The following is a 12,590-nucleotide window of genomic DNA, read 5'->3' as shown; positions in this document are numbered from 1 at the left end:
TAAAAAGGCTAAGAACTTTTAATAACTCGCCTCTCGGCTCAGACAAATTAAAAGATCTAAGTCTTTTTACAATTTGGAGCAAGTCTTATTGAGTTTTATTTAAATCGTTTCCAAACTACTGTTACTTCATTTAGAGAAAAAACATGGTAACTTTTTCTCCGTTACACTACGAAAAGCTTTTAAATCTATAAACATTTTGGGACTGTTGCATTAAAAAATTAGTGCACGGCTCTTTTAGCTAACAAAAATGCAATTTCCCGAGCTAAAAGCCCGGAAAATTGCATTTTATAAATTATAATTTTATTTATCTTACTGCTCTGACAAGCTTTTCTCTGGAAGTATCAAATTCAAAACAATTCCAACAATAGCTGAAAGTGCAACACCTGATATAACTACCGGTGAATTGCCAAGCTTAAAGTTAAGTGACGCTCCACCTACTCCAAGAACTATCATTACAGAAGTTATCATAAGATTTCTTTTAAGTGAAAAATCTATTTTTTCATCTACAAATATTCTATAGCCAGAAGAAGCTATTATACCAAATAGTAGTATACTCACTCCCCCCATGACTGGCTGAGGCATATTTATAATTATAGCAGCTATCGGTCCTATAAAAGATAATATTATCGCAATTACACCAGCTATTCCTATTACCCATACACTATAAACCCTAGTTATTGCCATAACTCCTATGTTTTCTCCATAAGTTGTATTTGGAGGTCCTCCTACAAAACCTGCGAAAATAGTTGCAAGTCCATCTCCAAGAAGTGATCTATGAAGTCCTGGATCCTTGGTAAAATCTCTTCCTACTACATTGTTAGTTACATATATATGACCTATATGTTCAGCTATAGTTACAAAGGAAACTGGTGCCATAATTATCATAGCATTTATATTAAACTTAGGCGCCATAAATGCTGGTACTTGAATTAGCTTAGCTGACATTATAGCATGTATTGCTTTATCTGGCATAACACCTAATGCTAGAGCAAGTAGATATCCACATATCATTGATATAAGTATTGGAATTACTCCTAGGAAACCTTTAAAATACATGCTTCCTATTACTCCAACTGCTAATGTAACCATAGAAACTGTTATCCATGCCCACTTAGGAACATTAGCTGGTATTGCAGAATTTGAACCAAGCCCTGCCCAACCAATTGCACTTCCTGCTAAACTAAGTCCTATTACTATTACAACAGAGCCAACTACTACAGGAGGCAATACCTTATCTAGCCAATTGCTTCCCACAAACCTTATTATTGTTGAGACTATTACATAAACGATACCTGCTGCAATAACTCCTGAAAGCATTGCATTAGAGCCATAAGCGGCAGCAGCTGTAGTCATCGGTACTATAAATGCAAAGGACGAGCCTATGTATGCTGGTAATTTTGCTTTAGTACATAAAATATACAGTAAAGTTCCAACTCCACTGCAAAAGAGTCCTATTGATGGATTCATGTGTGTTAAAATTGGAACTAAAATAGTTGATCCAACCATAGCAAATAAATGCTGAAAGCTGAGTGGTATTGTTTTAACTATTGGTAATTTTTCTTCTACGTCGATATAGTTTTTCAAAAAACTCCTCCTTTTTAGCCTCTCTGGACTATATTAAAAGTTTATTTATATTTATAATTCATAAATATCTACTGAATCTTCTTTGTCCATTTCCTTAACATTAACTGATATCATTTCACTTTTTGAAGTAGGTACATTCTTTCCAACATAATCTGCCCTTATTGGAAGTTCTCTGTGTCCTCTATCAATTAAAACTGCAAGCTGTATCATCTTAGGTCTTCCTAAATCCATTATAGCTTCTATGGCAGCTCTACATGTTCTTCCTGTATAAAGAACATCATCGACAAGTATTACTATTTTTTCTTTGACTTGTATTTTAACTTCTTCATTGCTTACTATAGGCTTGTCACTTACAGTAGTTAAATCATCTCTGTAAAAAGTTATGTCAACATTTCCTACTAAAACTCTTTTTCCTTCTATTTCCTCTATTATATCAGCTATTCTATTAGCTATTGGAATACCTCTTCTCTTTATTCCAACCAATATTACATCATCTACACCCTTGTTCTTTTCTATAATTTCATGTGCTATTCTAGTCAGTGTTCTTTTTATTGCTTTGTCATCTAAAATCTTTGCTTTTAAATTCATATTTTCACCTCCAGTATAATAATTAATAAAATGCAATAAATATTAATTTTAATATATTACCTTAAAAATCACTTCAATAAAACAGGAAATCATAAATTTTAAAATAAAAAAGCCCGACCTAAAGGCCAGGTTGATTTTTAACAACAAATTTTTCAAACCTTAAGACCTCACAGGATCATTTTAAAGGAAATTTACCAATACATATGTTAGCATAAATCTGCAATTATTTCAATTCATTTTTCAAAATACCTATGATTCTTTCAAAATATGCAGGTAGTTTGCTATTAAACTCCACATATTTTCCAGTCCTTGGATGAACAAACCCTAATTTTTGGGCATGAAGCATTTGTCCATTTAAATTGAATCTTTGCTTTTTGTAACCATATACAGGATCTCCTACTAATGGGTGCCCAATATACGCCATATGAACTCTTATCTGATGAGTTCTCCCTGTTTCAAGCTTGCATTCTACAAGAGTATTATTTTTATACCTTTCAATCACCTTATAATGGGTAACTGCCTTTCTTCCATTCTTAACAACTGCAATTTTTATTCTTTCAACAGGATGCCTTCCAAGTGGTTTATCAACTATTCCTTCATCTTCTTTTATAATTCCCTCAACAAGAGCTTTATATACTCTATTCATAGAATGTTCTTTAAGCTGATATGCAAGTTTTTTGTGCGCAGCATCATTCTTAGCTACGACAATTACCCCTGAAGTATCTTTATCAATTCTATGTACAATACCAGGCCTTAAAACTCCATTTATTCCAGACAAATCATTACAATGATATAGTAAAGCATTTACAAGAGTTCCACTGTAATTACCCGGTGCTGGATGCACAACCATCCCCTGCTGTTTATTAACTACAATTATATCACTGTCTTCATAAACTATATCTAAAGGTATATCTTCAGCATCTACTTTAAGTTCTTCATTATCGGGAAATTCAAATGTTATATTATCTCCCGCTTTTAGCTTATGATTGCTTTTTACAATTTTACCGTTAACAATTGCACTTTTCTTTTTAATTAATTCCTGAATATACGATCTCGATATATCAGTAAACTTTGAAGATAGATACACATCAATTCTCTCATTATCATTACTCTCTTCTGTAGTAAAATTAAACTTTTCCATGCTTTTTATCATCCCTTATAATATATACTGCCAGAATTATTGTACCTATAACAACACATATATCTGCAACATTAAAAACTGGATAGTAATAAATGTCTTTATAATGAACTGAGAATAAATCCACCACATATTTATAATAAATCCTATCAAATAAGTTTCCAATGGCCCCTGCAATAATTAAACTTAAAGCAGCTCTTAAAAACATATTTTTAGGTCTATATTTTATAACATATCCTATAATACCTATTAAAATTAAAGCAGTAATTATAGAAAGGATCACCGTTTTTCCTCCAAAGATACCCCAGGCAGCCCCCCTATTTTGTACATAATTCAAGTCAAAAAAATTTTTAATTACTACTATCTCTTGAACTTTCTTAAGCTTTGTTACAGCCCAAAACTTAGTTAATCTGTCTACTAAAATACCTGCTACTATTATAAGTATCTCCACACAGAAACCTCCCTGTTCTAAATATATAAAAATTATGAAGCAAAAGCAGAAAAAAATTAAAAATTAAGAATGAATGTAGATTTTCCAAAGCAAAGCAGAGGAAAATCCTCCTTCATTCTTAATTATTAATTTTTCATTCTTAATTTTCTAAAGTTGCTTCGCAATATTTTTAATGTATGTGAATTTAATCTGGCAACTGATTTTTATATTGAAGATTACTTATCTTCTCTATTGGCTCAACATAGCCTTCGTCTTCACTATCATCATCATTAAATTCATCACATTTTTCTATTTTATCAAATTCCTGAACCTTCTCATAACTATCCTCTAAATCAAATCCACTTCTAAGATTACCATCATAAAATGGATATCCCAAAACATCTTCTTCTGGTGCTCTATCATTTTTTTCTCTTGGCTTCGAATCATTCAATTTGTTTTGACAATTTATGCAATTTTCAGCATATGGTACAAAACTAAGCCTCTCTTCACTTATAGGTTTACCACAAATTTGACAAACACCATATTCATTATTTTCTATACGCTCTAAAGCACCATTAATTTTATTAAGTAAATCCTCTTCATTTTTTCTAAATGCCATCCCTCGTGCAATATCATTAAATTCAGAAGCTAGATCAGAAGGATGATTGTCATAAAAAGATAATTCAGATGCTATTTCACTTTTAGAATCTATCGTTTCATTTTTTTTCATTTCTAAAATAATTTTGTTTATGTTCTCTTTTTCATTTATAAGTTTATTTTTAAAATGCTCAAGCTTATCACTATCCATAATAATCCTTCCTCCATTATACTATATAGAAAATATAGGGTCTATAAATAAATTTAATTTTCCCTAGGATTATTATTTGAATATAAGCAAATATTATAACAAACTAATCATATTCTTTAATATTGTAGATGAATTCTTTATGGCAATTGGCAAAAATTTTTCATAATCCATGTGTGCACCATTATTTGCATTATCAGATATAGATCTTATTACAACAAATGGTATTTTATTTAAATATGCAGTATGAGCTATGCTTCCACCTTCCATTTCACATGCTACAGCACCAAATTCACTATTAAGCCATCTGATTTTATCTATATCTGCAACAAATTGATCGCCTGTTGCAATTCTTCCAATATAAGCTTTTTGAGTATCAAATTTATCACATACTTTTTTAGCTGTTTTAATAAGTTTAGTATCGCATTTAAAATCAAAAGTATCCATTCTAGGTATTTGTCCAACTTTATCTCCAAAAGCTGATGCATCCATATCGTGCTCTACTAAACTATCTGCTATAACAATATCTCCTGGAAGAATATCTTTTCCAATTCCACCGGCAACTCCAACATTTATTACATAATCAACATGAAAATCATCAGCTAATACTTGTGTACATATTGCTGCATTAACTTTTCCAATTCCACATCTTACTACAACTACATTTTTTCCCATTAATTTACCAGAATTAAAAGTCATATTGGCTTTCTCTTCTTTTTTTTCAAGTTCCATTTCACTTAAAAGAAGCTTTAACTCCTCATCCATAGCTCCTATAATTCCTATATTCATATTATACTAATCCTCCTAAAAATTATATTTTTTTAATTCAATCTTTATTTTAACATGTACTTTAATCTACCATAAAAAAATCTCACATAAAAGTGAGATTTTTAAATAAATTTTCTATTTAACGAAAAACTTCTTTACTTCCTCTAAATCATCTGCAAAACTCTTATCGTCATCATTAACATCAGTATCATTTTCTACTGACATTTCCACTTTTTCACTATTTTTACTCTCAATTTCCTTTTCACTTATGCCTTCAGAGTCAGAGACATTATAATTGCTTTCAAAATCACTCTCAAGTGAATTAAACATATCAAGCTGCGAATTCATAAAATTTCTATACTTTGCTCTAAATCTCATAAACTGCTGCTTAACATTATCATAATCATCATTTATTTTTATTACATCCGTATTAGCTTTATCAATTATTTTTTGAGCAGTATCATTAGCATTTTTAAGAATCAAATCACTTTCTTTTTTAGCAGATTCCTTTGCTTGTTCTGCTGCATTTTGAGCTAAAATTAAAGTATTCTGTATTGTTTCTTCAATTTTTTCATAATGAGATAGCTTTTCCTTTAATGCTGAAACTTTTTCCTTAAACTCTGAATTTTCTTTATAAAGCTGCTCATAATTATCTGAAACCTGATCTAAAAATTGGTCAACCTCATCAGGATCATATCCTCTTAACGTTTTTCTAAATTCTTTAGTATTTATATCCATTGGCGTTAATCTTACATCCATAGTATCACCTCAGTTTTATAATTTCCATCTTGTTTAAATTAACTTATTCATAATAAAACATTAACAACAATCCTCTGAATTAAACTGAGTAAAGCCCAAGCAAAAATAGGCGAAAAATCAATCATAAGCCCAGGTATAATTCTTTGTTGTAACCTTCTAAAAGGCATCAAAAATGGTGATGTTACTCTTCCGACAATTTCTCTTATATCATATAAAGAATCCCCTGGTATAAAAGATAATATACAATCAGCTACAATAAACCACTGCAAAATTGTTATTATGCTATTGATTGCTTTAACGAGTATAAACATTATGATTATCCCCCACTATTTAGACCAGTTAAATATACTTTTACTTGCTAAATCATTTTTAAAATCTCTTGATATATCAACATTTGAAGGAGATAATAAGTAAACTCCCTTATCAACCTCTAAAAGCTCACCATTTAAAACATAACTTGCTCCTCCCATAAAATCAAGAAGTCTCTGTGCAGTTTTTGGTTCTAATTCAGTGACATTGACTACAACTATTTTTCTGTTCTTCAAGTCATCACAAATTTGAGTAGCTTCATCATAATCTTTAGGCTTTACAATGACAACTTTAACTGAAGAAGCTGTATGTATATTTACAACCTTGCCATTATTGTTTTTGTTATTTGCCTTTTCCTCATACTCATAAGCATTTTCCCTTACTGCTGAATCTTCTTCAATTTCATCTTCCTCATAATCATCAAAATCTTCATCATTAAGTCCTATTATTCCCATAACTTTGTTTAAAACCTTACTTGCCATTTTTTTTACCCTCCTAATTAATAACTAAATTTTATTATAATTTCTTTTTCCAAATATTCCTTCTCCGACTCTGACAATGTTTGCGCCTTCTGATATTGCGACCTCATAATCATGTGTCATACCCATAGACAAATATTTCATTTCAATATTTTCAAAATTTCTATTTTTCAAATTTTCAAAAATACTTTTCATTTTTCTAAAATAATTTCTATTACTATCTTCGTCACCTATAGGTATTACGGCCATCAATCCTTTCACTTTTACATTATTACATTTTTGGCATTCTTCTAGCAGCTCATTTAAATCTTCTTCTAGAATTCCAGTTTTATTCTCTTCTCTACCTATGTTGATTTCTATAAGAACATCAGCTGTTAAATTTGCCTTTGAATATCTTTTTTCTATTTCCTTTAAAAGTTTTACACTATCAAGAGAATGTATTAAAAAAACTTTCCCCACTATGTACTTTACCTTGTTTACCTGAAGATGTCCTATTAAATGCCATCTTATACCTTTGCCAACTTTATCATACTTATCCATTAGCTCTTGAACTTTATTTTCACCAAAATCCCTTACACCCTGCTCGTATGCTTCCTTAATGTCTTCAATAGGTTTGGTTTTAGATACAGCTACAAGAGTAACTTCTTTAGGGATTTTTTTTCTTACATTTTCTAAGTTAGAAGTTATACTCATTTTTACCGTCTCCTTTAATATATTCTCCATAAAAACAAAAAAACCTTCAAAATTAATAATCTTTTTAATAGAATTCAATAAAAATTAATATTATTTATTTGGATTTAACATTTGAATGTCTAAGCTCACCACCATATGCAGGAATTTTGATACTATTAAAAACTTTTAGACTTACATATATACTTCTTCCTTCTAATATTTTAAGATGTCTTCCATTCGACATCATATAAGATTTAAGTCTAGCTTTGTCTCCTATAGCCTTTATATCAAAAGGAGTTGCTACCTTAACACCATTTACAAGTAAAAACTCAGCATTGCAATATATTTCAGTATTGCTTGTAATTCTCTGATCATTAATAGAAATAGCTTCTGCTCCTGCACACCTTAAATCATTAATTACAGCACGCATATCAAAATCATGAATTACCTGATATATTCCTCTTTGCTGTCTAAAATCACTGTATTTACTACTTGCAGCAAACTGATTACCACTATCATCTAAAATTATTTCTACTCCCTGACCATTTACATCTATAGTTCCAAGTTCCATTTTATCTAAAGTTAGTTCATCCTGAATTTGTTTTCTAGTGCTATCAAAATCCTTGCTGGTTTTTTTAAAATCTTTTATATCATTTTTTAAAGCAAAATACTGTTCATTTAAACCATTTACATCGTTCAAAAGTTTGCTTCTTTTTCTAAAAGCATCCTCATACTGTTTAGAATTAAGATAAACTCTTTTTTGTTTATTACCAAAACTCATATTAGATGATATAAGAACGCCCAAAAATACGGAAGCGATAAAAATAAATATAGATGCTTCATTGTTTTTCATAAAACCACCCCATTAGCGATTTTTAGCCATCTCTATGAGTTTTCTTCTTATTTCAGCAAAGTTGTTAAAAATCCTAGTACCAAATACAATGACTGCTGCTAAATATATAGGAAGTCCAAGTTTATCACCTAAATATACAAGTGCAACTGCTAAAACTGCATTTCCAAAAAATCCAGACATAAATATATCTGATTTAAATTGTTTATCAAGTCCAGCCCTTACAGCCCCAAAAACTGAATCCAAACATGCAAAAATAGCAACTGAAAGATATGGTGAAAATTTATCAGGAATTGGGACATTCCATACGACCCCTATTATTATACCAATCAATAATCCAAAAATTGCAAGCACAAAATCACCTCATTATTTATTCACAGGTTTAGCATAATCAAATTTTATAACTTTATTCGATTTACTTATTTTAATACTTTCATGTTTATCATAATCTGTTTTATAACTAGACGGTATACTCGAAAGCACTCCTGGATAGGAAAGTGCCGAATAAAGAAGTTTGCTATCTCCTATAGCCTTTATTGTTATTTTTTCATATGGAGATATTCTGTCATCACCAACAAATATGTCAGATCCACCACTTGAACTTCTAATACCAGTCATAGAACTAATTCTTATATCATTAATAGATATAGCCTCTGCTTGTGAAAAATTCAATTCATTAACGAGATATAACAAATCTTCCCCAGTAATTGCCTCACTGGTGCCAGTAGATGTAGATATTTTTTGAGGCGTTATTACAAGTATGATACCAGGTCCAGTAACATCTACGCTTCCAGTTAACATATTACTTAAATTAAGTTCGTCTACTATTTGTTTATTCATAGAATTGCTGTTTGCTGCTGCATTTTGATATCCCTTTACTTGTTTTTGAAGTTCATCTACCTTTTTTTGCAAATCACTTTTTTCTTTACTTAGACTATTTACCTCTTCTGAGATTTCTGTACTTTCCATGCCTGTACTTTGTTTTTCATTCTGGAAATTAATAGTTTTAAGTTGATGAGCTATCATAAAACCAAGAATACAGCATACAAAAGCTACTCCAATTTGTGAACCAAATCTTTTCATATTGCTCATAATATCGCCTCCCTATTGCTGCAACAAAAATACAGGATTACCTTTAAAACTAACATCTACATATCCCTTTTTATCAATTAAATTTTGAGAAGTAATTATATTTACTGCTTTATTTAGCTTGTCCACGAGGTTTTCCGGTGTTCCTATAATCACACACATATCTTTAAAATATAATTTTAAATTTATAATATTGGTCATATCCACACTTGTCATTTTTAAATTTTTATTTTTCATGACTAAACCTGTCATTTCATTAATGAGTTCCAATCTTCTGCTGCCACATGGAATTTCTTTTCCTATTTTAGCATTTTTCACACTAATTCCATCTAATTTTATTAAATTCATTCCTGATATCTTATTTCTTATTTCCAATAATACACCATTTTTATCAATAATAAAATAGTTTTGTCCACTATTTATATAAAAAACCGCTTGCCTTTCTTTTACAATAATATCAATAGTATTCGGCAATTTCTGCTTTATGTTAACATCCATAACATAAGGATCCTGCTTAATATTATCTTTATATTTATTCAAATTTAAATAAAAAATATTTTTTCCCTTTGGAATATTAGAATTTTCTATAATTTTATCAGATTTTAAAATTTTGTTTCCATCTACATTTATATATTTTATATTAAAATATGGTAATTTTAAACATAATGTTACAAGAACACATACTAGCAAAAATAAAAATATAATTATTCTTTTTCTTCTTTTTTTTCTTCTTCTCTTAACTATGTACTCATTATTTTCTTTCATAAATTCACCTTCACACCTATGGAATTTTAGATATAAATTTTTATAACATTATCACACACGAGGTTTGGGCTAAGCCAATTATCCTTCTTTACTTTAAACAGGCCTTCTCCATATTATAAGATGTTTAGATAATTCTTAATACTACTAAATTAAAGTTATTAAGATAGCCTATATTTTATACAGAAGGATAATTGGTCTACAACCCAAACCCCAGTTACAATAAGATTCATAGAATTTTTTTAATGTTACAAATCAATATTACTTACTACTCTGAGATGATATATTAAGAAGTACTCCCATGGCTATAAGATTAAAAAGTAATGAAGAACCTCCATAACTTATAAATGGAAGCGGTACTCCTGTAACCGGAATTGAACCTGTTACAACAGCTATATTTATTATTGCCTGTACTGCTATTACAGTTGTTATTCCAACTGCTAAAAGCATACCATAGGTATCTTTTGCATTCATAGCTATTTTAATTCCTCTTTGTATTAATATTATAAATAATATTATTATAAAAATACACCCTATAAGTCCTAATTCTTCTCCAATTATAGAAAATATAAAATCATTATAAGGCTCAGGTATATAATAGCACTTTTGTCTTGACTGTCCGAATCCAAGTCCTTTAAGTCCTCCAGAACCCAAAGCTAAAAGTGATTGACATAACTGATATCCTACTCCCTGTGAATCTTTCCAGGGATTCCTAAATGTCATAAATCTCTTATACCTATAACTTTCTGCAGTTATAAAAACCCATCCAGCAGGTATCATTGCTAAAAATATCGAACAAATATGCTTTACCTTAGCACCACCAACAAACATAACTACTAAACTTACTACCATTATTACTGTTGCTATACTTAAATTTTTTTCGATATAAACAAGACCCGCAAATAAGCCTGCAATCATAAGGTATGCTACAAAATTAGGAAAAAACCTTTTTATTTTATCTCCATTTTTTTCAATAGCCTTTGCCAGCACAAGAACTATAACATACTTGGCTATCTCCGATGGTTGAAGATTTCCAAAAGGTCCTATTCTTATCCATCTATATGCTCCATTTATAGGAGGAAAAGCTAAAACAACCAAAAGAAGAATTATAGTTATAATAACTAGCTTTAATGTAATTTTCTTAAGTTTATGATAATCTATTTTCTCAACTATCAAAAGAATAGCTATGCTTACAATTGCCCATAACCCCTGCTTTTTTAAAAAATACATATCATCATAATTGTACATTGAGCTATTAAGTGCACTATACGAACTTGCACTATATATCATAATAACTCCTATTGCTACCAGCAAAAGCACTGTTGCAAAAAGCACAAAATCAACTTCAACCTTTTGAAGCAGTTTTGGTTTTGACATATCTCACCCTCCTAAAATCACATACTTAAATTAACGATAGAAAAGCAACCAGACACAATACAACTGTCACAATGGAAAAAACGGAAACAACCTTTGTCTCATGCCACCCTAATTTTTCAAAATGATGATGAATAGGTGCCATTTTAAATACTCTTTTCCCTGTAAGTTTAAAACAAGTAACTTGAATTATATCTGATAATACTTCAATTACATATATTCCACCTACAATTATAACCAGTAATGGTAATTTTAATACCAAGGCAATTGCTGCCACAGCACCACCAAGTCCAAGTGAGCCTGTATCACCCATAAAAATTTGTGCAGGATAGGAATTATATTTCAAAAATCCTAAAAGTGTACCAATTATAATTCCGCAGAATACTGCAAGTTCATACTGATGCCATGAATAACTTACAACACAAAAGAAAGTTATAACGAGAATTGTAATTGATGCTGCAAGTCCATCAAGACCATCTGTAAGATTTACTGCATTAGTAACAGCTACAAAGTAAAATATAACCGCTGCCATATATACTAAAGGCGGAAGAGTCCATGTTGTTTTAATGAAAGGTACAAAAGTATCACTTCCAAAACGTATATAAGCATAATATGAAATAGCTGCTGATACTATAATTTGAAGTAAAAATTTTTGCTTTGCAGTGAGTCCTTCATTTCTCTTATGAATAATTTTAAGAGAATCATCTATAAATCCTATTAAAGAAAATGCAAAAAAACATACAAAAACAAATACAGCATTACTATTAATATTTTTTCTCATTATAACCATTGAAATAGCAGCTGTAATTATAAAAATCACTCCACCCATAGTAGGTGTACCTGCTTTTTTCATATGGCTTTTAGGCCCTTCTTCACGTATAATTTGACCGAATTTTAATCTATGTAGAATAGGTATAACTAACGGTCCCTGAAGTATTGAAAACGCAAATGAAATCAATACTGAATAAATGATAACTCCCATT

16 protein-coding genes are annotated in these 12,590 nt (G+C 30.1%); all 16 read right to left on the bottom strand.

From position 1 onward, the window contains the following. Nucleotides 1–309 precede the first annotated feature (309 nt). Nucleotides 310–1,584 (bottom strand): uracil permease, encoded by a 1,275-nt coding sequence (uraA, locus tag BEE63_RS18370; RefSeq protein WP_066022764.1) that lies wholly within the window; start codon nt 1,582–1,584, stop codon nt 310–312. A gap of 51 nt (nt 1,585–1,635) precedes the next feature. Beyond that, complete coding sequence (pyrR, locus tag BEE63_RS18365; RefSeq protein ID WP_066022763.1) at nt 1,636–2,172, bottom strand: bifunctional pyr operon transcriptional regulator/uracil phosphoribosyltransferase PyrR; 537 nt, start codon at nt 2,170–2,172, stop codon at nt 1,636–1,638. Nucleotides 2,173–2,395: 223 nt separating this feature from the next. Beyond that, on the bottom strand, nt 2,396–3,313 hold the full coding sequence (locus BEE63_RS18360) for an RluA family pseudouridine synthase (protein ID WP_066022762.1): 918 nt from the start codon (nt 3,311–3,313) through the stop codon (nt 2,396–2,398). Beyond that, nucleotides 3,300–3,761: a signal peptidase II gene (gene lspA, locus BEE63_RS18355; protein WP_066022761.1), complete on the bottom strand. Its 462-nt coding sequence runs from the start codon at nt 3,759–3,761 to the stop codon at nt 3,300–3,302. The genes BEE63_RS18360 and lspA overlap by 14 nt, the downstream gene beginning before the upstream one ends. A 184-nt stretch (nt 3,762–3,945) precedes the next feature. Beyond that, a complete protein-coding gene (locus BEE63_RS18350; RefSeq protein ID WP_066022760.1) occupies nt 3,946–4,548 on the bottom strand; it encodes a TraR/DksA C4-type zinc finger protein in 603 nt (200 codons plus the stop codon). Between the two features lie 93 nt (nt 4,549–4,641). Further along, nucleotides 4,642–5,334, bottom strand: coding sequence for a 5'-methylthioadenosine/adenosylhomocysteine nucleosidase (locus BEE63_RS18345; protein WP_066022759.1), 693 nt, complete (start codon nt 5,332–5,334; stop codon nt 4,642–4,644). A gap of 114 nt (nt 5,335–5,448) precedes the next feature. Beyond that, entirely contained in the window at nt 5,449–6,072 is a 624-nt protein-coding gene (locus BEE63_RS18340; protein ID WP_066022758.1) for a DivIVA domain-containing protein, read from the bottom strand. A 47-nt stretch (nt 6,073–6,119) separates the two neighbouring features. Further along, nucleotides 6,120–6,383, bottom strand: coding sequence for a YggT family protein (locus BEE63_RS18335; RefSeq protein ID WP_066022757.1), 264 nt, complete (start codon nt 6,381–6,383; stop codon nt 6,120–6,122). Between the two features lie 15 nt (nt 6,384–6,398). Then, nucleotides 6,399–6,863, bottom strand: coding sequence for a cell division protein SepF (locus BEE63_RS18330; RefSeq protein ID WP_066022756.1), 465 nt, complete (start codon nt 6,861–6,863; stop codon nt 6,399–6,401). Nucleotides 6,864–6,887: 24 nt separating this feature from the next. Beyond that, nucleotides 6,888–7,553 carry a YggS family pyridoxal phosphate-dependent enzyme gene (locus BEE63_RS18325; protein WP_066022755.1) on the bottom strand — a complete coding sequence of 222 codons (666 nt, stop codon included), beginning with the start codon at nt 7,551–7,553 and terminating at the stop codon, nt 6,888–6,890. A 94-nt stretch (nt 7,554–7,647) separates the two neighbouring features. Next, nucleotides 7,648–8,385 carry a DUF881 domain-containing protein gene (locus BEE63_RS18320; protein ID WP_066022754.1) on the bottom strand — a complete coding sequence of 246 codons (738 nt, stop codon included), beginning with the start codon at nt 8,383–8,385 and terminating at the stop codon, nt 7,648–7,650. A 12-nt stretch (nt 8,386–8,397) separates the two neighbouring features. Continuing rightward, entirely contained in the window at nt 8,398–8,736 is a 339-nt protein-coding gene (locus tag BEE63_RS18315; RefSeq protein WP_066022753.1) for a small basic family protein, read from the bottom strand. A 12-nt stretch (nt 8,737–8,748) separates the two neighbouring features. After that, a complete protein-coding gene (locus BEE63_RS18310) occupies nt 8,749–9,474 on the bottom strand; it encodes a DUF881 domain-containing protein (protein WP_242874859.1) in 726 nt (241 codons plus the stop codon). 12 nt (nt 9,475–9,486) lie between these two features. After that, on the bottom strand, nt 9,487–10,236 hold the full coding sequence (locus BEE63_RS18305) for a cell division protein FtsQ/DivIB (protein ID WP_066022752.1): 750 nt from the start codon (nt 10,234–10,236) through the stop codon (nt 9,487–9,489). Between the two features lie 258 nt (nt 10,237–10,494). After that, a complete protein-coding gene (gene ftsW / locus BEE63_RS18300) occupies nt 10,495–11,610 on the bottom strand; it encodes a putative lipid II flippase FtsW (protein ID WP_066022751.1) in 1,116 nt (371 codons plus the stop codon). Nucleotides 11,611–11,635: 25 nt separating this feature from the next. Next, nucleotides 11,636–12,589 (bottom strand): phospho-N-acetylmuramoyl-pentapeptide-transferase, encoded by a 954-nt coding sequence (mraY, locus tag BEE63_RS18295; protein WP_066022750.1) that lies wholly within the window; start codon nt 12,587–12,589, stop codon nt 11,636–11,638. Nucleotide 12,590: the final 1 nt, after the last annotated feature.

Source organism: Clostridium pasteurianum, assembly GCF_001705235.1.
Lineage (GTDB): Bacteria > Bacillota > Clostridia > Clostridiales > Clostridiaceae > Clostridium_S > Clostridium_S pasteurianum_A.
This window is presented reverse-complemented; position numbering and strand designations above follow the sequence as displayed.

Excerpts from the sequence above, each read along its gene's own strand:
- pyrR (WP_066022763.1), bottom strand. The coding sequence starts at position 2,172 with ATGAATTTAAAAGCAAAGATTTTAGATGACAAAGCAATAAAAAGAACA.
- BEE63_RS18360 (WP_066022762.1), bottom strand. The coding sequence starts at position 3,313 with ATGGAAAAGTTTAATTTTACTACAGAAGAGAGTAATGATAATGAGAGA.
- BEE63_RS18350 (WP_066022760.1), bottom strand. The coding sequence starts at position 4,548 with ATGGATAGTGATAAGCTTGAGCATTTTAAAAATAAACTTATAAATGAA.
- BEE63_RS18345 (WP_066022759.1), bottom strand. The coding sequence starts at position 5,334 with ATGAATATAGGAATTATAGGAGCTATGGATGAGGAGTTAAAGCTTCTT.
- BEE63_RS18340 (WP_066022758.1), bottom strand. The coding sequence starts at position 6,072 with ATGGATGTAAGATTAACGCCAATGGATATAAATACTAAAGAATTTAGA.
- BEE63_RS18335 (WP_066022757.1), bottom strand. The coding sequence starts at position 6,383 with ATGTTTATACTCGTTAAAGCAATCAATAGCATAATAACAATTTTGCAG.
- BEE63_RS18330 (WP_066022756.1), bottom strand. The coding sequence starts at position 6,863 with ATGGCAAGTAAGGTTTTAAACAAAGTTATGGGAATAATAGGACTTAAT.
- BEE63_RS18325 (WP_066022755.1), bottom strand. The coding sequence starts at position 7,553 with ATGAGTATAACTTCTAACTTAGAAAATGTAAGAAAAAAAATCCCTAAA.
- BEE63_RS18320 (WP_066022754.1), bottom strand. The coding sequence starts at position 8,385 with ATGAAAAACAATGAAGCATCTATATTTATTTTTATCGCTTCCGTATTT.
- BEE63_RS18310 (WP_242874859.1), bottom strand. The coding sequence starts at position 9,474 with ATGAGCAATATGAAAAGATTTGGTTCACAAATTGGAGTAGCTTTTGTA.
- BEE63_RS18305 (WP_066022752.1), bottom strand. The coding sequence starts at position 10,236 with ATGAAAGAAAATAATGAGTACATAGTTAAGAGAAGAAGAAAAAAAAGA.
- ftsW (WP_066022751.1), bottom strand. The coding sequence starts at position 11,610 with ATGTCAAAACCAAAACTGCTTCAAAAGGTTGAAGTTGATTTTGTGCTT.
- mraY (WP_066022750.1), bottom strand. The coding sequence starts at position 12,589 with ATGGGAGTTATCATTTATTCAGTATTGATTTCATTTGCGTTTTCAATA.